Below are 22836 nucleotides of genomic sequence, written 5' to 3' on the forward strand. Positions count from 1 at the left end.
AATTAATAAAATTATATAAATATTTTAATAAAAATATTTATATAAAACGACCAGCCATTATTTATATAATACGGGTATATTGTACATTACAATAACACTTTTTATTAAAAAATCTATTTAATATGTAAAACCGAAAATTTACATACAACTATTATTTTATATAGTTCACCCTAATAAAAGATAACTTATCATATACAGTATACAAAATAAATATTTTATAACCGTAATAAATTAGATTTATAAACCTTTATCTTACTTAATTTCTAAAAATGTTTATTATCAATCAATTTTAAATAATCTATAAAAATCAAACCAGTGCCAAAACAAAGAACATTGCAATCTGCTTATATAGTACATATATACAATAATTTTAACGATCACGTACATAAATAACTATGTATTCCATCAAGTAACATTTGAGTAGAAATCATTACTAACAACAAGCCCATTAATCTCTCCAAAGCACTAATACCTTTATTTCCTAATAAACGAGAAAATATGTTAGATAACATCAAAATTAACATGGATAACCCCCAGGCAATAATCAATGACAAAATTAACAAATCAATTTGCTGAGGATATTGGTGGGACAATAATAATAACGTTGCTAAAACTGAAGGACCCGCAACCAAAGGAATAGCAAGTGGAACTAAAAATGGTTCCTCTCCCTCTGAAACACCAGTACTATTTCCTTCTTCTGAAGGAAATATCATTTTTATGGCAATTAAAAATAACACAATACCTCCAGAGATAGAAACTGTTTCTGTGTGCAAATTAAGAAAAATTAAAATATGTTCTCCAACAAATAAAAATCCTAACATTAACAATAAAGCGATCACCATCTCTCGAATTATTATAATTTGACGCCGTTTTGGTTCTAAATCTTTTAATATCGACATAAAAATTGGTAAGTTTCCAATAGGATCCATAATTAAAAATAACAAAACTGTGGCTGATATCATTTCATTCATTATTATTTTCCTAACAGTTATTTATATTTTATATACATCATGCTTTTTATAAAGTAAATTACAAATATTATCATACACATGTCATCATACCGTATCGGTTATGACGTATGCGTGCTACACACTATGCATAAATAATTTTTTATATAATATACAGCATATTCTTAGTAAATGTTTAATATCTTACAATACTCATAATACATATGTTTTGATGACAGCACTTAATAATAATTGAGAGACTAATAATGAAAAATATTGGGTTTATTGGTTGGAGAGGAATGGTAGGTTCAGTATTAATGAATCGTATGCAAGAAGAACGTGATTTTAGCTATTTTCATTCAACGTTCCTTTCTACGTCCCAAATAGGAAAACATGCTCCAAACATTCAAGGAAAACAGGAACTATTTCTACAAGATGCTTATAATATAGAGCTTCTTCACTCCTTAGATATTATCATTACATGTCAGGGTAGCGCATATAGTAATATTATTTATCAAAAATTAAGAAAAACTGGATGGAAGGGATATTGGATTGATAGCGCTTCGTCGTTAAGAATGAATGATGATGCAATTATTATCTTAGATCCTGTTAATCAACTATTCATAGAACAAAGTATAAATAATGGCATTAAAACATTTATAGGCGGAAATTGTACTGTAAGTTTAATGTTAATGTCTTTAGGTGGATTATTTTCTCAAAATTTAATCGAATGGGTTTTTGTATCCACTTATCAAGCAGCTTCTGGATACGGAGCACGCGCCATGCGTGAACTATTAATACAAATGGGTCAAGTATATAATACAGTAACTGATTTACTAACATCTTCTACTAATACGATTATAGATATTGAACATACAATTACTAAATTTAGCAAAACTGATTCTTTATTAGTAGATTGTTTTAAAGTTCCTTTAGTAGGAAACGTTATTCCATGGATTGGTGATTATATGTGCGCCGGTCAAACTCAAGAAGAATGGAAAGGTCAAGCAGAAACTAATAAAATTCTCAATACTTCTGAAACTATAACAGTGGACAGTTTATGTGTACGTGTTGGATCATTACGTTGTCATAGTCAATCATTTGTCTTAAAACTTAAGAAAAATATACGCCTTACAGAAATAGAAGAACTAATTCAATCCCATAATGAATGGGTAGAAGTTATTCCAAATGATATGAAACAATCACTAGAAAATTTAACTCCTATCATGGTATCTGGAACGCTCAAAATACCAATTGGTCGATTACGAAAATTAAATGCAAGCAACAAACATATTTCAGCTTTCAGCGTGGGTGATCAATTGCTTTGGGGAGCGGCTGAACCATTAAGAAGAATGTTACGTCAACTACTATAAGTTTTCTTTCAAAAATCGTGCTATTATATAATTAGAACAGACAATGTCAAAGATGAATGTAAAAACATACTACAGGTATTAAAAAATTCCTAAATGGACTAAAATGATACATTTCCAATATCACAACTACTGTGGTGGTTAAATCTTTTTAAATTAAACGATAAAATGTTTATGTTTAATAATAAGAATGTACGTCATGTTTATGTTGAGTAATATCTATCACTCCTTTTAATTCTGGAAATAGGTTTTTTAGAGTGGTTTCTATTCCTTCCTTTATAGTATAACTAGCCATTGCGCATCCATTACATCCACCATAAAATTTAATAACAGCTAATAGATCCTTAGTAATATGTACTAAAGATACGCTACCACCATGCATTTCTAACTGCGGATTAATCCTAAATTGTAATACATTTCTTACTTTATCTTCTAATGAATCACTATTCATACTTTCTTCTGTATTATATTTTTTAGTAACGTTAGGAGCCTTAATAGTAAGCTGATGACCTAATTCATTAACTATAATGTCAATTCGTGCATCTTTAAGGAAAGAAATATACAACCGATCTACATGTATAGAAAATAATTCAAATTCAATGATAACATCACTGGATTTAAATTCTTCTGGTGAACAAAAACAAATAGCACATTCTGCGTGCACAGTTCCTGGATCAACCACAGATACTCGTATCTGAGTACCAGGTTTTTTGTTCGCTAAAATTTTAATAAAATGCTCTTGTGCGCCAGAAGTTACATTAATCATTTTATGATATACACCGAAATTACTAAATGGTACAAACAATACTAAAATCTTTATTTTTTATACTAAATCACTTAGATCAAGTGTATATGTATTCACATATATTTTCAATATATATTGTTGTTTTTATAATTGATAATTAGACAATATTTATCTGCATAATATACAATGAATATACCCTATATATTTAATACAATTAAAAATTTTAAACTATATAAATAAATTTTTTTAGATTATTCCAATAAATTTACTCAAAAACATCGCATAATCTAAAGACAATCAATATATATATATAAATTTTAAATAATTAAATATATATTTATATGTTTGATATTCAAAATAATTTACTATCCACTAAAACAGACAACACAAAATAAAATATAATTATATTTTTTCACTATCCAATTACTAATTAACCTAAAAAATAAACAATAACAGTTAAAATATTTATATATCATTAAGTTTATTAATACAAAATTTATAATATTCATTCTTTGGCTATAAACAACAATTTTTACTAATATAAAATACTATACAGATACCACCATATTATAAATGTCTTTTTAAACAAACTCAATTAATTCCAAATAAATATTAATTTGTATCTCAATACAATAATCAATAAAAATTAAAAAATATATTTAAATGTTAAATTTTAACGATTAAAGATTTGGCGACATCTTATCTCATTCTTCTCAAGTAAAGTATTCTTACTGCAAGTAAGAATACTTTACTTGCAATGTTTAAAAATTATCTATAATTACTAGAACGATATATTTTAAGATGCTAAATACACTAAATCAGCGCAAAATATATAACATATAAATAATTTTTTATATATTTAATTAAACAAATACATACGCCTTTAGCTTACAGCTGTAAAAACGAAAACTAATAATGAATATTAATTTTCATATTTTTATAAAATCAAATAGAATATTAATATATCACATATAATAATTACTAATTTGAATAAAAGTCATCTTTATACGAAATTAACATAATATTATATATATATTCATAAAAACAAACATAAATGGCATTTATTTTTTAATATGTAAGCACTGTCGACATGCAACTACACTCAATAAATATATTTATATTTGATATACATCCATATATTGATCATTAATCTTTATCATCTTACTATAATAAGAAATAAGTTTCTAAATTGTATCCGAATAAAGATTTGTATTACAATGATAGCGTGTTATTATATTAAACAATTAATAACATTATTATATTAGGTACATTATTATATATCAAACTTATTTTTATAAAACACAATATAAAGTACTGCGTATTTTATATTGTGTACTTCTAGATCAATTAGATCTTCATACAAAGCGATGAAATATATACGATGAAGAAGTTATTTTCATATAGTAACAATATATTAAAAAAACATAATATTTTTTTAATTGGACCTATGGGAGCTGGGAAAAGTACCATTGGCCGTCAATTAGCAAATAAATTAAATATGGAATTCTTTGATTCTGATCAAGAAATCGAAACTCGTACTGGTGCAAATATTAGTTGGGTTTTTGATGTGGAGGGAGAAGTTAGATTTCGTGATCGTGAAGAAAAGATTATTAATGAACTAACAAAAAAACAGGGAATTATATTAGCTACTGGAGGTGGCTCTATTAAATCTAGCATGACACGAAATAATCTTTCTACTCGTGGGTTAGTAGTATACTTAGCAACAACTATTGAAAAACAATTAATTCGAACACAACATGATAAAGGACGCCCATTACTAAGATCATCATCAACATCAGGAAATATTCGCGAGTCATTAGAAATTTTAGCTAAAGAACGAAATCCACTATACGAAGAAGTTGCAGACATAAGAATATCCACTGATGAACAAAATATTAGAATCGTCGTTAATAAAATTATTATTTTTCGTAACCAGAGTACTATGTAGCACTTAAATCATATATTAGTTATTCATTATTAAAAGTTATCATAATTTTACTATGGAAAAAATTATCATAAAATTACATAAACGAAGCTATCCAATTATCATTTCAGACAAGTTATTTAACCATTTTTCATCCTTTTGGTCACTGAATTCTGGCGACAAAGTAGTACTAATCACTAATGATCGAGTAGCACCAATTTACTTAAATATACTATGTGATTTACTAACTCATGCAGGTATTGTCACTGATCAACTAATTTTACCGGATGGGGAACAGAATAAAACTTTAATAACATTGAATAAAATATTCACTAAATTATTAACACAAAATTATGATCGTAATACAATACTTATCGCACTTGGTGGTGGTGTTATTGGAGATATCACTGGATTTGCTGCTGCTACATATCAACGTGGAATACGTTTTATTCAAATCCCAACAACGTTGCTTGCACAAGTAGACGCATCTATTGGCGGTAAAACTGGAGTCAACCATGTGCTTGGGAAAAATATGATTGGGGCCTTTCACCAACCTGATGCTGTTATTATCAATTTAGATGTCTTAAACACATTAACTGTAAAGGAGTTTTCTTCTGGATTAGCTGAAATAATTAAATATGCTGTTGCTCTTGATTCTGATTTTTTTAATTGGTTGGAATCTAATTTAGACGATTTATTAACTTTAAATGTATCATCTCTAATGTATTGTATTCGTCGTTGTTGTGAATTAAAAGCATCCATAGTTTCAATTGATGAATACGATCAAGGTATTAGAGGTTCACTTAATCTTGGACATACTTACGGTCACGCCATTGAATCATATTTAAATTATACACAATGGTCCCATGGTGAAGCTGTGGCTGCAGGTATTATGATAGCAACAAATACTGCTATACGTTTAAGACAACTTAGTTACAACGCCGCAGCACGTATAAAACAACTATTAATTCGCGCTGGATTACCTATACACGGTCCAAAAGAAATGACACCAATAAATTACCTGGAATATATGACACGCGACAAAAAATCAATATCAGGACAACTTAATTTAGTTCTACCTGTCTCCATCGGGCGTGTAAAAACTATTTTTAATGTAAAACATGAATTAGTATCTCTATCTATCGAAGACACTTATAGATAAAACTACACCTGAAAAACAGTAAAACATATAATAAATAAAAACCATATATTTTACTGTTTTTATTAAATTATTTCCAATTATCATAAATACGAATTATAATATACATCTAATGTTAACACTACAACTAAACCAATCTAACACTATAAATTAAATAATATATCCAATCCTATTAAAACAAAATTTTTATTTTTCTTTACACAGTACATAAATATATGTAAAGAAACTGTTGGCATAAAAATAATAATATCACTTCAATCAGAAATGGATTATTATTTAGTTTATTTAAAATAAAATTAATAAATATATAAATTTCTTTATTTAAATTAATTGAGATTTGTAGCATTACAATTTTTAATTGGAAATTTCAATGAAACGCTTCTTAATAGCTCCATCGATTTTATCAGCCAATTTTGCTAAATTAGGAGAAGATGTAACTAAGGTCGTGTCCGCTGGTGCAGATCTATTACATTTTGATGTTATGGATAATCATTATGTTCCTAATTTAAGCATAGGATCCATGGTATTACAATCATTACGTAGTTATGGAATCAATATCCCTATTGACGTCCATCTAATGGCAAATCCAATAGATCAATTAATATCCGATTTTGCTTCTGTTGGAGCAACATATATCAGTTTTCATCCAGAAACAACAAAACATATGGACCGATCATTACAATTAATTAAAGAACATGGGTGCAAAGTAGGATTAGTTTTTAACCCTAGCACTACCCTCAATTGTTTAGAATATGTAATGCATAAAATTGATATGATTATATTAATGTCAGTAAACCCTGGATTTAGTGGACAATCATTTATTCCTACGGTTTTAAAAAAAATAAGTCAAACACGCAAATTAATAGACAATGCCAACCATAATATTGATTTAGCAGTAGATGGGGGAATTAATATAAAAAATATACGTTCTATTTTAGAAGCTGGCGCAAACACATTCATTATGGGATCAGCTATCTTTAGATCTCCAAATTACTATGAAACTATAAATAATGTTCGCTCTATTCTATCGAATCAATAATAACAACACTAATTATATTATTTATTACACAAAAAATAAAAATAGATATCATATTTATTAAATGGTTACTCTATTTAAGGTTAACATTATTTAATACTATGATGTTAATAAAACAATCTTATTTTAAGATCATACCTTTCATATGATTGCAAACTTATATTAATCCTAATATATCCTATATATTAGGATTAATATAATAACATATTATTTATTTCATTTTAAAAACTATGAAAAATAATCATATAAATAAACCAATTGTATTTAGTGGGGCTCAACCATCAGGTCAACTTACTATTGGAAACTATATCGGTGCGATACGTCAATGGGTCAAAATGCAGCATGATTATCAATGCATATTTTGCATAGTAGATTTACATGCAGCTACAAACTTCAATAATTTACATCAGTTAAATAAGGCCTCGTTAGATACACTAGCTTTATATTTAGCATGTGGTATTGATCCGAATAATAGTACTATATTTATTCAGTCCCATGTTCCAGAACATAGTCAATTAAACTGGTTATTGAATTGTTATACATATTTTGGAGAACTAAATCGTATGAATCAATTCAAAGAAAAATTAGCACAACAAAAAGAAAATATTAATATCGGATTATTTAACTATCCAGTACTAATGGCATCAGACATTCTATTGTATCAAACCAATTTAGTTCCAGTAGGATCAGATCAAAAACAACATTTAGAATTAACACGTAATATCGCTAAACGTTTTAATTATAAATACGGTACAATTTTTGTAATTCCGGAAATATTTATTCCTACATATGGTTCTCGTATCATGTCTTTATTAGAACCAAATAAAAAAATGTCTAAATCAGATTATAATGCTAATAATATTATTACTCTTTTAGACGATATTAATACAGTATCAAAAAAAATTAAACGTGCTGTTACTGATACTGATAACCCTCCGGTAATTAAATATGATCCCATTAACAAACCTGGTATTTCTAATTTACTAGAGATTCTTTCTGGAATAAATGAACAACCAATAAAGTATTTAGAAGAATTATTTAAAAAGAAAACATATTTTGATTTAAAAAATAAAATTATTCAATCAATATCATCGATGTTGATAAAACTGCAAAATCGTTATTACACTGAACGTACTAATGAAGATAAATTACGTTATATACTATATATGGGAGCAAAAAAAGCTCAAAAACAGGCAAATATTATCTTAAAAAAAGTACACAAAGCAATGGGGTTTACTCAATATTAATTATTAAATAATTCATCCTGCTATTTATTAGAATCATTATTTTTATAATAAAAGTTTTTATTTAGATTTATAATTAAAAACGCACAATAATACTAATATCACATTAATTATAAAATATAAACATAATAAAAAATTATTATGTATAATTAATTCCAAATTAAACATCATGATAAATTAATAATGAATAAAATTCTTATTATTGATAATTACGATTCCTTCACTTGGAATCTTTATCAATATTTTCAAGAAATGGGTGGTATAGTAGACGTTAGAAGACACGATACTTTAAGTATCATGGATATTGAACAGCTATCCCCCGAACGTTTAGTAATTTCTCCTGGGCCTGGTACTCCAAATGATGCTGGTATTTCTTTAGAGGCAATATATTATTTTCATAATAGATTGCCCATTCTTGGAGTATGTCTTGGTCATCAAGCTATAGCCCAATTTTTTGGAGCTAAGTTAAAATATGCACAAAAAATAATGCATGGTAAAACTTCTTTAATTCATCATAACGAAAGTGGGATATTTACTAAAGTAACACAACCTTTAAATGTAGTACGGTATCATTCATTAGTAATTGATTCAAACACTATTCCAAATTGCTTAGAAATAACCGCATGGAGTAATAACACATACAACACCAATCATCATCATAATCAATATAGTGAAATTATGGGAATACGCCATCGTAGATTAGCTATAGAAGGGGTTCAGTTTCATCCAGAAAGTATACTAAGTGAACAAGGACATCGTATTCTAGCTAACTTCATGAAGTATTAAATAAAAATTAAGTAAATTTATTAAAAACTAGAACTTAAAAGCGATCGTTTTTATTTCTTAAAATAAATACAAACTATTATATTTCTAATATAATTAGATGATTTATTTTCTTTCTCAGTTAATCTGCATAAAACAATTAATTACCAATCATTACAAATCAGTATGCAATTTTATATGTAATTATATATTAGAAATTTTTAAAAAAATTACATTTATATAAAATGATCAAGATAACCCTAATACTAAGACACTACATAATATATTTTAACGAATATAATTTATATATATTAATTTAAAGTGTATAAACTAAAATTCATTTTTAATAAATTAAATATACTAAAAAAATTAATAAACATGCAATATATTGCCATCATATTAAAATTAAAACTGTCTTTAAAAAGGTAAAAAATTATGAAATCGTTATTTATCAAATTTATTTTATTTATCTCGATTGTTTCTATTGCTCTTACCGGTATTATCTGCTAACCTACCGAGAAGATGAAGTTTATGCAATAAGTAGTGCACTTCAAATTATATATGTGCCTGTATATTAAATATAAATTGCCTTACTTTCCGTTTCATATAATAAGATAAAAATTAATAAACCTGAAATTTACTAAATATACCAATTGCTAACTATATGACAAACACAATAGCTCTATAGATAAAAAATAATAAAACAACTCAATATCTTTTATCTTAGATAAAAATAGTTAGTTTTAAAAATAAAATAATGTTGAAATAAAATATGATACTGTTCTATTCTATGTAATTAAACAACTTTATTATTTTCTATGGATATTAACATTTTCTATTCCACTTATTGCAACCAATAAAAATCATTATACGTTAATCTCTCAACAGTTAAATTTAAAAATAAATGTGTTATTATATAGTTTAATATTTGAATAATTCTATATTCAGATATTAAACTAAGTGAATAATCATAGCAGATGTGATATGATACCACCTGGCTGAGTACCTTTAAAATAACACTTCCTACACTGTTATTTACGTTTGAATAATATTTAAGTTGCATATATTTAAAATAATTTAAATCATAAAAATATTGGAGATTATGATAATGACAACAGTTAATCAACTTGTTCGTAACGCACGAACTGCAAAAACTTTTAAAAGTAACGTGCCAGCATTAGAATCTTGTCCGCAAAAAAGAGGGGTATGTATGCGCGTATACACTACTACCCCAAAAAAACCAAATTCTGCATTACGAAAAGTATGCCGTGTTCGATTAACTAATGGATTAGAAGTAACTTCTTATATTGGAGGAGAAGGTCATAATTTACAGGAACATGCTTCAATTTTAATTCGAGGTGGGCGTGTCAAAGATTTACCAGGTGTCCGATATCATGTCATCCGTGGTGCTCTTGATTGCGCAGGAGTTAACACCCGTAAGCAAGGTCGTTCAAAATATGGAACAAAAAAACCAAAATAATAATATACCAAAAGATATAATGATTCTCTTTTTTATTTTTTGATTTAAGTGAAAGTTCAAACATAAGGTACAATTAGTTACCCGTAATTATAATACTATTACAATTAATTTTTATATTTAAATATAATATCAATGAATTAAAGAGGAATTATAATTTATGCCACGCCGTCGCATTATTATAAAACGAAATATTCTCCCAGATCCAAAATTTGGATCCAACCTATTAGCAAAATTTATTAATCTGTTGATGTTAAACGGTAAAAAATCTATTGCAGAAACAATAGTATATTCTGCGTTAGATATTCTATTCAAACGATCTAGTAAAGATTGTCTAGAAACATTCGAAGAAGCTATAAATAATGTACGTCCAATTGTAGAAGTAAAATCTAGACGTGTTGGAGGTTCTACCTATCAAGTGCCAGTAGAAGTACGTCTTATCCGTAGAAATACTCTAGCAATGAGATGGATTATTGAAGCTGCTCGTAAAAGAAATGATCAATCTATGGAGTTACGTTTAGCAAATGAATTCTTGGATGCCATAGAAGGCAAAGGACATGCTGTTAAAAAACGTGAAGAAATACATCGTATCGCAGAATCTAATAAAGCTTTTGCTCATTATCGTTGGTAATTACATCTCAATCATACCAACATACATAAAATATGGTATCATTTAACTTTTAAAAACTCTTAACAATTATTCAACTATTAAGTCTTATTTATCTTTAAATATACTTAAGATCACTTAGAAACAGTATTTTTAGATATATAATAGACATTATTGTTAAAATAACAACAAATATATTATTGAGGATATTAATGACTCGTGTAACACCGATTGTACGGTATCGTAATATTGGAATAAGTGCGCATATTGATGCTGGAAAAACTACTACAACTGAACGCATTTTGTTCTATACAGGTGTAAATCATAAAATTGGAGAAGTACATACTGGTTCTGCAACTATGGACTGGATGGAACAAGAACAAGAACGAGGAATAACAATTACTTCTGCAGCTACCACATGTTTTTGGTCAGGCATGGCTAATCAATTCGACTCACACCGTATTAATATAATAGATACTCCTGGACATGTTGATTTTACCATCGAAGTAGAACGCTCTATGCGTATACTTGACGGCGCAGTAATGATTTATTGTGCCGTAGGCGGAGTGCAACCTCAATCTGAAACTGTATGGCGTCAAGCAAATAAATATAAAGTACCACGTATTGCATTTATAAATAAAATGGATCGAGTAGGCGCAGATTATCTACGAGTTGTAGAACAATTAAAAACTAGATTGTTTGCTAATCCTGTACCTATTCAATTAGCTGTAGGTTCAGAAGATAAATTTACTGGAATTATCGATTTAATCAAAATGAAAGCAATTCATTGGAATGAATCTGATCAAGGCGTCACTTTTGTTTACAGCAAAATACCCGAAAATTTAATAGAACTATCAGATATATGGCATAAACATTTAATAGAATCTGCTGTTGAAGAATCTGAAGAATTAATGGATAAATATTTGTCTAACAGACATCAATTAACAGAACAAGAAATTAAACAAGCATTACGTCGAAGAGTATTAAATAATGAAATTATACTAGTAACATGTGGATCTGCGTTTAAAAATAAAGGGGTTCAAGCAATGTTAGATGCTGTTGTAGAATATTTACCATCTCCAAGCGATGTAACATCTATTACAGGTGTATTACAAGACGGATCTACTCAAATTAAACGTCATGCTAATGACAACGAACCATTTTCAGCTTTAGCATTTAAAATAGCTACTGATCCATTTGTAGGAAACTTAACTTTTTTTAGAGTATATTCAGGCGTCGTACGTTCCGGAGATAATATCTTAAACCCTATAAAAGAAAAACGCGAACGATTTGGCCGCATTGTACAAATGCATGCAAATAAAAGAGAAGAAATTAAGGCCGTTCATGCAGGAGATATTGCTGCAGCTATTGGTCTAAAAGATGTTGATACTGGAGATACCTTATGTGACCCATCTGCACCAATTATCCTTGAACGTATGGAATTTCCAGAGCCAGTTATTTCTGTAATGGTCGAAGCTAAAACTAAAGCAGATCAAGATAAAATGAGTTTAGCTTTAAATCGTTTAGCTCAAGAAGATCCATCATTTCGTGTATGGATCGATAAAGACTCTGGTCAAACTATTATAGCCGGGATGGGTGAATTACATTTAGAAATTCTAGTAGAACGTATGAGAAGAGAATTTAATGTTGAAGCTAACGTAGGAAAACCTCAAGTTGCATACCGTGAAACCATTCGTACTAGCGTAACACAAGAAGGAAAATTTATTCGTCAATCAGGAGGTAGAGGTCAATTCGGCCATGTTTGGTTACGTATCGAACCTATGCATCCAAAAGAAGAAGAAAGTTATAAATTTTTAAACAAAATTGTAGGAGGTGCTGTCCCTAAAGAATATATACCTGCTGTAGATAAAGGCGTACAAGAACAAATAAGCAATGGAATTCTTGCAGGATATCCGATTGTAGATATTTGTGTAACTATTTTTGATGGTTCTTATCACGAAGTTGATTCTTCAGAAATAGCATTTAAAATAGCAGGATCTATAGCATTTAAAGAAGGATTTATGAAAGCCAATCCTGTATTGTTAGAACCTATTATGCATGTAGAAATTGAAACACCCGAAGATTATATGGGAGATGTTATTGCAGATTTAAATCGTCGCCGAGGTATAATTAGTGGTTTAGAAAACTCTACAATTGGCGGGAAGATAATTTGTGCCCAAGTTCCTTTGTCAGACATGTTTGGTTATGCTACTAGTTTACGTTCACAAACTCAAGGACGTGCTTGTTATTCTATGGAATTTTTAAAATATAATGAAGTACCTAACAATATAGCTCAAATTATTATAAATTCTCGTCAAACTAAGTAATAATAAATGAAATTTAGATTCAATCGTTTTTAAAAGAAACTATAAAAGATCTAAGGAGTTTAGAGGTGTCCAAAGAAAAATTTAAACGCGTGAAACCACATATTAATGTAGGAACCATTGGTCATGTAGACCACGGGAAAACTACTCTAACTGCTGCTATAACTACTATTTTGTCCAAACATTATGGAGGTTGTGCACGTGCTTTCGATCAAATTGACAATGCTCCGGAAGAAAAAGCACGAGGAATTACTATAAATACTTCTCATGTTGAATATGATACTGCACGTCGACATTACGCACATGTTGACTGCCCCGGACATGCTGATTACGTAAAAAATATGATTACTGGAGCTGCACAAATGGATGGGGCAATATTAGTAGTAGCTGCCACTGATGGGCCTATGCCCCAAACCCGTGAGCATATTTTATTAGCCAGGCAAGTAGGAGTTCCTCATATAATTGTATTTATGAATAAATGCGATATGGTTAATGATGAAGAATTATTAGAATTAGTTGAAATGGAGATGAGAGAATTACTATCCCAGTATGATTTCCCAGGAGACAATACACCAATTATTCGTGGATCTGCTTTAAAAGCGTTAGAAGGAGAAGAAATATGGGCTAATAAAATTTTAGAACTATCAGATATATTAGACAATTATATTCCAGAGCCCAAACGGTCTGTAGACCAACCATTCTTATTACCTATTGAAGATGTGTTTTCTATTTCTGGCCGAGGCACGGTCGTAACAGGCCGTATTGAACGTGGTATTATAAAAGTAGGAGAAGAAATGGAGATTGTCGGTATAAAAAATACGATAAAAACCACATGTACTGGAGTAGAAATGTTTAGAAAGTTATTAGACGAAGGACGTGCTGGAGAAAATGTTGGTATTTTGTTACGTGGCACTAAACGAGATGAGGTAGAACGTGGTCAGGTATTATCTAAACCTGGATATATAAAACCTCACTCTCATTTTGAATCAGAAGTATATATTCTTAATAAAGATGAAGGAGGAAGACATACGCCATTTTTTAAAGGTTATCGTCCTCAATTTTATTTTCGTACTACAGATGTTACTGGCACTATTGAATTACCAGAAGGAATAGAGATGGTAATGCCTGGAGATAACATTAAAATGATTGTTAATTTAATTTCTCCAATAGCTATGAACGACGGCCTTCGATTCGCTATTAGAGAGGGTGGCCGTACCATAGGAGCTGGCATTGTGTCTAAAATTATATCTTAATTACGCAATTTAATAAATACAGTTGTTATATGGTTATATTTATAAAATATAGTAATATGTTGGTATGCATATAGAAAATAAAAATAAAAAAAAAATATATATATTAGAGCTAACTAAATGGATTAGCATTATAGTATTAGTATTAACGTCTATCATTGGAAACTACTTATATCGTGATTATAATGCTTTCGCAAGAGGTGTGGTAATCTTTATTATCGTTACTACTATTATATACATCGCCTCAACCACTAGAATAGGAAAATTAATAATTATATTTGGGAATGATTCGCGCACTGAATTACGAAAAGTAGTATGGCCCAATTACCGAGATGGATTCAATACTACTTTAATTGTAATAGGAGTAACTATAGTGATATCATTATTATTATGGGGATTAGATACTATTTTAGTTTATCTGATATCATTTAGTCTGAGGTTATAATATGACTGATACTTTAAAAAAACATTGGTATGTTATTCAAGCATTTTCTGGATTTGAAAATCGTGTAGCTCATTCTTTACGTGAGTATATTAAACTACACAATATGGATACAATGTTTGGTGAAATCATGATCCCAACAGAAGAGGTAGTAGAAATGCGAGCTGGACAACGTAGAAAAAGCGAACGTAAATTTTTTCCTGGTTACGTATTAGTACAAATGATAATGAATGATTCTAGTTGGCATTTAGTAAAAAGTGTTCCGCGGGTTATGGGTTTCGTTGGAGGAACATGCGATAAACCTGCTCCTATTGGAGATAAAGAAGTTAATGATATCATTCATCGACTACAGCAAATTGGAGATAAACCCCGCCCTAAAACATTATTTGAACCTGGAGAACTTATCCGAGTCAGCAATGGTCCGTTTTCTGATTTTAATGCTGTAGTAGAAGAAGTAGATTATGAAAAAAATCGTTTAAAAGTATCAGTTTCTATCTTTGGACGAGCCACTCCAGTAGAATTGGATTTTTCTCAAGTTGAAAAATCTTGATTGCACAAAATCATATATTAAAATACTTATAAATTTAAGTATATACTATAAAATAGTTATCCTTTTGTGTTTATGTTTAAATAATAAACGAATATAAATAAAAATAAAATATTGTTAATTTTACTACTAGGACAATTAATATGGTTAAAAAAGTACAAGCCTATATTAAACTACAAATTTCTGCTGGCGCTGCTAACCCTAGTCCTCCTGTTGGACCTGCTTTAGGCCAACAAGGCGTTAATATCATGGAATTTTGTAAGGAATTTAACGCAAAAACTGAAAAACTTGAAACAGGACTACCGATTCCAGTTATCATTACTGTTTATACCGATCGTTCTTTTTCATTTATTACTAAAACCCCTCCTGCTTCAATATTATTAAAAAAAGCTGCAAATATTCAATCTGGATCTGAAAAACCAAATATAATTAATATTGGTAAAGTATCACACACTCAAATTTATGAAATTGCAAAAATTAAGGCTGTTGATATGACAGGTTCTAATATTGAATCTATATCGCGTTCTATTATAGGTACAGCTCATTCTATGGGACTAAAAGTGGAAGATTAATAAAATATGGGTAAATTCAGCAAAAGAATGCATATAACACAAAATTATGCGGATACATCTATACAATATTCTGCGATAGATGGATTACAATTATTAAAAAAAACTACAAAAGTTAAATTTATTGAAAGTGTTGATGTCGCCATTAATTTAGGAATTGATGCACGTAAATCTGACCAAAACGTACGCAGTAATGTAATTTTGCCACATGGTATTGGTCGTGATGTTCGCGTTGCCGTTTTTACACAAGGAGATAATATCTTGTTAGCTAAAAATGCTGGAGCTGATTTAGTTGGGTTAGATGATTTATCTGACGCAATAAAAACAGGAAAACACCGACTAGATGTAGTTATTGCATCTCCTGATGTAATGCATATAGTAAGCAAATTGGGTCCCATTTTAGGACCAAAAGGTTTAATGCCAAATCTTAAAATGGGCACTATATCTAATAATATAGAAGAATCAGTTAAAAATGTTAAATTGGGACAGATACGTTATAAAAATGACAAAAATGGCATTATTCACTCTAGCATTGGTAGAATTAATTTTGATACCATAAAACTCAAGGAAAATTTAGAAGCATTAATAGCATCTTTAAAACAAGCTAAACCAGTAATATTTAAAGGAACATACATTAAAAAGATAACTCTTTCTACCACTATGGGTAGATCTATATCTATAGATCAAAATTCTCTGTTTATTACACATTAACTATAATATTAATATGTTTTTATGAATAGCTTCTTTACATGATTTACAAATTAGTCTACACTCTGTTAGGTTAATATGTTTATAATTGCAGTTTTAAATATGTGAACTTAATTCAAGTTATATAATTTCATTTAAAATAATTTAATGAAAATTAAACATACAATATAATATATGTAACTTAGTTATCATTACAATGAATTGGTAGTAATACGCTTTCTTACTACTTCATCTTATAAAGAAGGTAATTTCTTATAAAATATTTCATTTAAAATTTTAGTACTGAAATCTTTAACATATATATCTTTATATATATGTTTTAAGTTCATATTCTAATACATAATAAATACATATTAAATTAAATCAAGGTATTGTTTTATGGTATTAAACCTACAAAAAAAAGAAGAAATTGTTTGTAAGATACACAAAACAGCTAAAAAATCTTTGTCAGCAGTAATAGCTTCTCTAGATGGTATTACTGTAAACGAAATGACCAGGTTACGAAAAGAAGCACGTGATCTTGAAGTTGACGTACATGTTGTTCGCAATACGTTAATGCGTAAAATAGTAGAACATACACCTTTATCATGTTTACAGGATATTTTAATAGGACAAAACATTATCGCATTTTCTATGCATCAACCTCGTGATTCTGCACGTGTTTTCGTAAAATTTAATAAAAGTCACAAACATTTTAAAATAAAAGGCGCAGCTTTTGAGGGTAAATTTATTCCTGCATCAAAAATTAATCTATTATCTGATTTACCCAATCATGAAGAAGCTATTTCCAGATTGATGACAATTATGAAAACAAGTAGTATTAAAAATTTAATACGAGTCTTATACGTGTTATCTAATCAAAAAACTAAATTATAATTTAGTAAAAATATTATAAATATTTTTGACAAATAGTCATTTGATTATGTAATCCTTTTTAATATTTTATATTTTTGGAAATTTTTATGTCTCTCACAAAAGAACAAATTTTAGATGCTATTTCCAATATGTCTATTATGGAAATAGTTAAATTAACTTCTATGATGGAAGAAAAATTTGGTGTATCTGCTGCTTCGTTAGCCACTGTTGAACAACCTGATGTATCAGAACCAGTCGTAAAAGAACAAACCGAATTTAACGTATTTTTAACTGCCATTGGCAATAACAAAATTCCTGTAATTAAAACTGTACGCAGTATTACTGGACTAGGGTTAAAAGAAGCAAAAGAATTAGTTGAATCTGCACCCGTAATTTTAAAAGAATCAATAAATAAAGATGATGCTGAAACCTTAAAAAAAACTTTAGAAACAGCGGGTGCAACTGTTGAAATTAAATAAAAAATAAAATAAATCATAATAATTTATTAATTGGTTACTAGCTATATAGGACCTTATGTCATTAATATCAAAACGACGTTTATTTTTAAAAAACATAAAATCATGATATTTAAATATTTTATGTCTTTCAACTGTAAAGACACACAAGTATTATATATATATGAATCTGCGGCTAAAATAATATATACAGTAAATTTTATTACTATATGCTATTTATATAGTAGCCAACTTATTTCTTGAAAAAACAATCATCCATATTAATTAATCGAGGAACTTTATGGTGTATTCCTATACTGAAAAGAAACGTATTCGTAAAGATTTTGGAAAACGTCCTCAAGTTTTAGATATTCCATATCTTCTTTCTATTCAGCTTGATTCCTTTAAAAAATTTATTAGGCATGACCCAGAAAGGCAATGTGGGTTAGAAGCGGCTTTTCGATCCGTTTTCCCCATTAAAAGCTATAACGGTAATGCTGAGCTAAGATACATGAAATATCGATTAGGAGAACCCACGTTCGACGTAAAAGAATGTCAAACACGTGGTATCACTTTTTCTGCTCCGTTACGCGTACGTTTATGTTTAATTATTTATGAGCGTGATGGATTAAATAATGTAATAAAAAATACCAAGGAGCAAGAAGTATATATGGGTGAAATTCCACTTATGACCAATAATGGTACTTTTATTATTAATGGCATTGAACGAGTCATTGTATCTCAATTACACAGAAGCCCCGGTGTATTTTTTGATAGTGATAAAGGTAAAACACATTCATCCGGAAAAGTATTATATAATGCACGTATTATCCCATACCGAGGGTCTTGGTTAGATTTTGAGTTTGACCTGAAAGATAATTTATTTGTACGAATTGATAGACGACGTAAATTACCAGTAACAGTGATACTGCGTGCTTTAAATTATACTACTGATCAAATTTTAAATATGTTCTTTAATAAAGTAATATATGAAATTCAAAATAATACATTATATATGCATCTAATACCTGAAAGATTACGCGGAGAAACAGCATCTTTTGACATTGTTGTCAATGACATTACATATGTAAAAAAAGGACGTCGTATTGCAGCTAAACATATTCATCAATTAAAAAAAGACAATATTTCAAAAATTGAAATACCCATAGATTATATAATTGGTAAAGTTGTTATAAAAGATTATATTGATAAAAACACGAATACACTTATTGTTTCAGCTAATACAGAAATATCCACTGATATATTACATAACTTAATTCAATCAGGATATAAGTCCATAGAAACATTATTTAGCAATGATCTAGATTATGGTAATTATATTTCTGAAACCTTGCGTATTGATACAACCACCAATAAATTTGATGCATTAATAGAAATTTATCGTGTAATGCGTCCGGGAGAACCACCAACTAAAGAAGCTGCTGAATATTTATTTGAAAACTTATTTTTCTCAGAAGAACGTTATGACTTGTCTGCTGTAGGCAGAATGAAGTTTAATCGTTCATTACAACGAATACAAATAGAAGATTTAGGAATATTAAAAAAAGAAGACATTGTCGATGTAATTAAAAAATTAATTGATATTAGAAATGGTAAAGGAGATGTAGATGATATTGATCATTTAGGCAATCGACGTATTCGGTCTGTAGGAGAAATGGCAGAAAATCAATTTAGAATCGGATTAGTTAGAGTAGAACGTGCAGTAAAAGAACGATTATCTTTAGGTGATTTAGATACGTTAACCCCTCAAGATTTGATTAATGCTAAACCAATTTCAGCTGCAGTAAGAGAATTTTTTACTTCCAGTCAATTATCTCAATTTATGGATCAAAATAATCCATTATCAGAAATTACTCATAAACGTCGTATATCTGCCTTAGGGCCAGGAGGTTTAACTAGAGAGCGTGCAGGATTTGAAGTACGTGATGTCCACCCCACACATTATGGTCGAGTCTGTCCAATAGAAACCCCAGAAGGACCAAATATAGGTTTAATTAATTCATTGTCTGTATACGCTCGAGCTAATGAATACGGATTTTTAGAAACTCCATATCGTAAAGTTCAAAATGGTATCGTTAGTAATGATATTTATTATTTATCTGCAATCGAAGAAAGTAATTTTGTTATCGCTCAAGCAAATACAAACCTAAACTCAATAGGAGAATTTATTAACGATTTAGTAACCTGTAGAAATAAAGGTGAATCTGGTCTTTTTAAAAAAGATCAAGTTGATTACATGGATGTCTCTACGCAACAAATAGTATCAGTAGCTGCCTCATTAATTCCTTTTTTAGAGCACGATGATGCTAATCGCGCTCTAATGGGTGCAAATATGCAACGTCAAGCTGTCCCTGTCTTATGTAGTGAAAAACCATTAGTAGGAACTGGAATGGAACGTGCAGTAGCCATAGATTCCGGTGTCACAGCAATAGCTAAACGTGGTGGTATCGTTAAATATGTAGATGCATCACGTATTGTAATACATGTTAACAAAAATGAAACACATGATGAAGAATCAGGAATTGATATCTATCATTTAATAAAATATATTCGATCAAATCAAAATACCTGTATCAATCAACGACCTTGTGTGTCTTTAGAAGAATCAGTAGAACGTGGAGATGTGATAGCAGACGGTCCATCTACTGATTTAGGAGAATTAGCCTTAGGACAAAATATGCGAATTGCCTTTATGCCTTGGAATGGATACAATTTTGAAGACTCAATGTTAGTTTCAGAACGTGTAGTACAAGAAGATAGATTTACAAGTATACATATCCAAGAATTAACTTGTATATCTCGTGATACTAAATTAGGACCCGAAGAAATAACAGCTGATATTCCAAACGTAGGAGAAACAGCGTTATCTAAACTAGATGAATCTGGGATTATTTACATCGGAGCAGAAGTAATAGGAGGAGACATTCTTGTTGGAAAAGTTACACCTAAAGGAGAAACTCAATTAACACCGGAAGAAAAACTACTTCGTGCTATTTTTGGTGAAAAAGCCTCTGATGTAAAGGATTCATCCTTACGAGTTCCTAATGGAGTATGCGGTACTGTAATTGATGTACAAATATTTACTAGAGATGGTGTTAACAAGGACAACCGATCACTAACGATTGAATCTGCTAAATTAAAACAAGTAAAAAAAGATTTAAATGAAGAATTCCAAATTTTTGAATCAGCTTTATTCAGTCGAGTTTATGATATATTAATTACGAGTGGAATTGAAAAAGAAGAATTGATTAAAATCAATCGTAATTCTTGGTTAAATCTAATACTATCAGATACTAAAAAACAATATCAATTATCTCAATTAACTAAACAATATTTTAATTTAAAACGTATGTTTGAAAAAAAAATAGAAATTCAGCATCATAAAATTACTCAGGGAGATGAGTTAGCTCCTGGTATATTAAAAATAGTTAAGGTATATCTAGCCGTAAAACGTCAGATACAACCTGGGGATAAAATGGCAGGACGACATGGCAATAAAGGTGTAATTTCAAAAATTAACCCTATCGAAGATATGCCGTATGATCAAAATGGAATACCAATAGATATCGTACTTAATCCTCTTGGAGTACCATCTCGGATGAATATTGGACAAATCTTAGAAACTCATCTTGGTATGGCCGCTAAAGGTATTGGAGACAAAATAAACGTCATGTTACAAAAATATAAAGAAATAAATCAATTAAGAAAATTTATTCAAAAAGCGTATGATTTAGGAGAAGGATCTCGGCAACACATTGATCTTAATAAATTTTCAGATGAAGAAATATTGCAATTAGCTAAGAATTTAAAAGAAGGAATACCTATTGCTACTCCAGTATTTGACGGAGCCACAGAAAAAGAAATTAAAGATCTTTTACAATTATCTGGATTACCAACTTCCGGTCAAATTACATTATTCGATGGATGCACAGGGGAAGTATTTGAAAGAAAAGTTACTGTAGGTTATATGTACATGTTGAAATTAAATCATTTAGTAGACGATAAAATGCATGCACGTTCTACCGGTTCCTATAGTTTAGTAACGCAACAACCATTAGGAGGAAAGGCTCAGTTTGGTGGTCAACGTTTCGGTGAAATGGAAGTATGGGCATTGGAAGCTTATGGCGCATCATACACTCTTCAAGAAATGTTAACGGTAAAATCAGATGATGTAAATGGACGTACTAAAATGTATAAAAATATTGTCGATGGAAATCATATAATGGACCCCGGTATGCCTGAATCTTTCAACGTTTTATTAAAAGAAATTCGTTCTTTAGCAATTAACATTGAACTAGAAGATTAATATTTAAATTTAAAATCTGTTTAATAACTTTACTATTATATATTCATATAATATTTATGCATTAAAAAATATAACTCTAATAAAGGCT

The 22836-nt window shown here is 29.3% G+C and carries 18 protein-coding genes and 1 pseudogene; 17 read left to right on the forward strand and 2 right to left on the reverse strand.

Features of this window, described 5'->3' with window-relative positions; all coding sequences use genetic code 11:
* Positions 1–377 precede the first annotated feature (377 nt).
* A complete protein-coding gene (locus QMA81_02370) occupies positions 378–971 on the reverse strand; it encodes a YhgN family NAAT transporter (protein ID WHL25130.1) in 594 nt (197 codons plus the stop codon).
* Positions 972–1213: 242 nt separating this feature from the next.
* Here QMA81_02370 and asd point away from each other — a divergent pair, with 242 nt between their 5' ends.
* A complete protein-coding gene (gene asd, locus QMA81_02375; GenBank protein ID WHL25131.1) occupies positions 1214–2320 on the forward strand; it encodes an aspartate-semialdehyde dehydrogenase in 1107 nt (368 codons plus the stop codon).
* 175 nt (positions 2321–2495) lie between these two features.
* Here the strand turns inward: asd and QMA81_02380 are convergent, their stop codons facing one another.
* Positions 2496–3083 carry an NfuA family Fe-S biogenesis protein gene (locus QMA81_02380; GenBank protein WHL25132.1) on the reverse strand — a complete coding sequence of 196 codons (588 nt, stop codon included), beginning with the start codon at positions 3081–3083 and terminating at the stop codon, positions 2496–2498.
* A 1360-nt stretch (positions 3084–4443) separates the two neighbouring features.
* Between QMA81_02380 and aroK the strand changes: the two genes are divergently transcribed.
* From aroK to rpoB, 16 genes and pseudogenes are all read left to right on the forward strand, one after another.
* Positions 4444–5010, forward strand: coding sequence for a shikimate kinase AroK (gene aroK, locus QMA81_02385; GenBank protein WHL25133.1), 567 nt, complete (start codon positions 4444–4446; stop codon positions 5008–5010).
* 52 nt (positions 5011–5062) lie between these two features.
* Positions 5063–6148 (forward strand): 3-dehydroquinate synthase, encoded by a 1086-nt coding sequence (gene aroB, locus QMA81_02390; GenBank protein WHL25134.1) that lies wholly within the window; start codon positions 5063–5065, stop codon positions 6146–6148.
* A 367-nt stretch (positions 6149–6515) separates the two neighbouring features.
* Complete coding sequence (gene rpe / locus QMA81_02395; GenBank protein ID WHL25135.1) at positions 6516–7184, forward strand: ribulose-phosphate 3-epimerase; 669 nt, start codon at positions 6516–6518, stop codon at positions 7182–7184.
* 227 nt (positions 7185–7411) lie between these two features.
* Positions 7412–8428, forward strand: a complete 1017-nt coding sequence (gene trpS / locus QMA81_02400) for a tryptophan--tRNA ligase (GenBank protein ID WHL25136.1) — start codon at positions 7412–7414, stop codon at positions 8426–8428.
* 180 nt (positions 8429–8608) lie between these two features.
* The gene (locus QMA81_02405) at positions 8609–9211 is read left to right on the forward strand and encodes an aminodeoxychorismate/anthranilate synthase component II (GenBank protein ID WHL25137.1); all 603 of its coding nucleotides are present in this window, start codon (positions 8609–8611) and stop codon (positions 9209–9211) included.
* 1084 nt (positions 9212–10295) lie between these two features.
* Positions 10296–10667: a 30S ribosomal protein S12 gene (gene rpsL / locus QMA81_02410; protein WHL25138.1), complete on the forward strand. Its 372-nt coding sequence runs from the start codon at positions 10296–10298 to the stop codon at positions 10665–10667.
* A gap of 157 nt (positions 10668–10824) precedes the next feature.
* Positions 10825–11295 carry a 30S ribosomal protein S7 gene (rpsG, locus tag QMA81_02415; protein WHL25139.1) on the forward strand — a complete coding sequence of 157 codons (471 nt, stop codon included), beginning with the start codon at positions 10825–10827 and terminating at the stop codon, positions 11293–11295.
* Positions 11296–11483: 188 nt separating this feature from the next.
* On the forward strand, positions 11484–13598 hold the full coding sequence (gene fusA / locus QMA81_02420) for an elongation factor G (protein ID WHL25140.1): 2115 nt from the start codon (positions 11484–11486) through the stop codon (positions 13596–13598).
* A 65-nt stretch (positions 13599–13663) separates the two neighbouring features.
* A pseudogene (tuf, locus tag QMA81_02425) lies at positions 13664–14848 on the forward strand (elongation factor Tu).
* A gap of 64 nt (positions 14849–14912) precedes the next feature.
* Positions 14913–15290 (forward strand): preprotein translocase subunit SecE, encoded by a 378-nt coding sequence (gene secE / locus QMA81_02430; GenBank protein ID WHL25141.1) that lies wholly within the window; start codon positions 14913–14915, stop codon positions 15288–15290.
* A 1-nt stretch (position 15291) separates the two neighbouring features.
* Positions 15292–15837, forward strand: a complete 546-nt coding sequence (nusG, locus tag QMA81_02435) for a transcription termination/antitermination protein NusG (protein ID WHL25142.1) — start codon at positions 15292–15294, stop codon at positions 15835–15837.
* Positions 15838–15977: 140 nt separating this feature from the next.
* A complete protein-coding gene (gene rplK, locus QMA81_02440) occupies positions 15978–16406 on the forward strand; it encodes a 50S ribosomal protein L11 (protein ID WHL25143.1) in 429 nt (142 codons plus the stop codon).
* A gap of 6 nt (positions 16407–16412) precedes the next feature.
* Positions 16413–17114, forward strand: coding sequence for a 50S ribosomal protein L1 (gene rplA / locus QMA81_02445; GenBank protein WHL25144.1), 702 nt, complete (start codon positions 16413–16415; stop codon positions 17112–17114).
* Between the two features lie 375 nt (positions 17115–17489).
* Positions 17490–17987, forward strand: coding sequence for a 50S ribosomal protein L10 (gene rplJ, locus QMA81_02450; GenBank protein WHL25145.1), 498 nt, complete (start codon positions 17490–17492; stop codon positions 17985–17987).
* A gap of 86 nt (positions 17988–18073) precedes the next feature.
* Positions 18074–18445, forward strand: coding sequence for a 50S ribosomal protein L7/L12 (gene rplL, locus QMA81_02455; protein WHL25146.1), 372 nt, complete (start codon positions 18074–18076; stop codon positions 18443–18445).
* Positions 18446–18722: 277 nt separating this feature from the next.
* On the forward strand, positions 18723–22748 hold the full coding sequence (rpoB, locus tag QMA81_02460) for a DNA-directed RNA polymerase subunit beta (GenBank protein ID WHL25147.1): 4026 nt from the start codon (positions 18723–18725) through the stop codon (positions 22746–22748).
* Positions 22749–22836 lie beyond the last annotated feature (88 nt).

This window comes from Candidatus Blochmannia vicinus, from assembly GCA_030020825.1.
GTDB classification, from domain to species: Bacteria; Pseudomonadota; Gammaproteobacteria; order Enterobacterales; family Enterobacteriaceae; genus Blochmanniella; species Blochmanniella vicinus_A.

What these genes read in the sequence shown, in the direction of transcription:
- fusA (WHL25140.1), top strand. Translation starts at nt 11,484, where the DNA reads ATGACTCGTGTAACACCGATTGTACGGTATCGTAATATTGGAATAAGT.
- rpoB (WHL25147.1), top strand. Translation starts at nt 18,723, where the DNA reads ATGGTGTATTCCTATACTGAAAAGAAACGTATTCGTAAAGATTTTGGA.
- rpe (WHL25135.1), top strand. Translation starts at nt 6,516, where the DNA reads ATGAAACGCTTCTTAATAGCTCCATCGATTTTATCAGCCAATTTTGCT.
- rplA (WHL25144.1), top strand. Translation starts at nt 16,413, where the DNA reads ATGGGTAAATTCAGCAAAAGAATGCATATAACACAAAATTATGCGGAT.
- rplK (WHL25143.1), top strand. Translation starts at nt 15,978, where the DNA reads ATGGTTAAAAAAGTACAAGCCTATATTAAACTACAAATTTCTGCTGGC.
- aroB (WHL25134.1), top strand. Translation starts at nt 5,063, where the DNA reads ATGGAAAAAATTATCATAAAATTACATAAACGAAGCTATCCAATTATC.
- QMA81_02380 (WHL25132.1), bottom strand. Translation starts at nt 3,083, where the DNA reads ATGATTAATGTAACTTCTGGCGCACAAGAGCATTTTATTAAAATTTTA.
- rplL (WHL25146.1), top strand. Translation starts at nt 18,074, where the DNA reads ATGTCTCTCACAAAAGAACAAATTTTAGATGCTATTTCCAATATGTCT.
- rpsG (WHL25139.1), top strand. Translation starts at nt 10,825, where the DNA reads ATGCCACGCCGTCGCATTATTATAAAACGAAATATTCTCCCAGATCCA.
- trpS (WHL25136.1), top strand. Translation starts at nt 7,412, where the DNA reads ATGAAAAATAATCATATAAATAAACCAATTGTATTTAGTGGGGCTCAA.
- nusG (WHL25142.1), top strand. Translation starts at nt 15,292, where the DNA reads ATGACTGATACTTTAAAAAAACATTGGTATGTTATTCAAGCATTTTCT.
- QMA81_02405 (WHL25137.1), top strand. Translation starts at nt 8,609, where the DNA reads ATGAATAAAATTCTTATTATTGATAATTACGATTCCTTCACTTGGAAT.
- secE (WHL25141.1), top strand. Translation starts at nt 14,913, where the DNA reads ATGCATATAGAAAATAAAAATAAAAAAAAAATATATATATTAGAGCTA.
- rpsL (WHL25138.1), top strand. Translation starts at nt 10,296, where the DNA reads ATGACAACAGTTAATCAACTTGTTCGTAACGCACGAACTGCAAAAACT.
- QMA81_02370 (WHL25130.1), bottom strand. Translation starts at nt 971, where the DNA reads ATGAATGAAATGATATCAGCCACAGTTTTGTTATTTTTAATTATGGAT.
- rplJ (WHL25145.1), top strand. Translation starts at nt 17,490, where the DNA reads ATGGTATTAAACCTACAAAAAAAAGAAGAAATTGTTTGTAAGATACAC.
- aroK (WHL25133.1), top strand. Translation starts at nt 4,444, where the DNA reads ATGAAGAAGTTATTTTCATATAGTAACAATATATTAAAAAAACATAAT.
- asd (WHL25131.1), top strand. Translation starts at nt 1,214, where the DNA reads ATGAAAAATATTGGGTTTATTGGTTGGAGAGGAATGGTAGGTTCAGTA.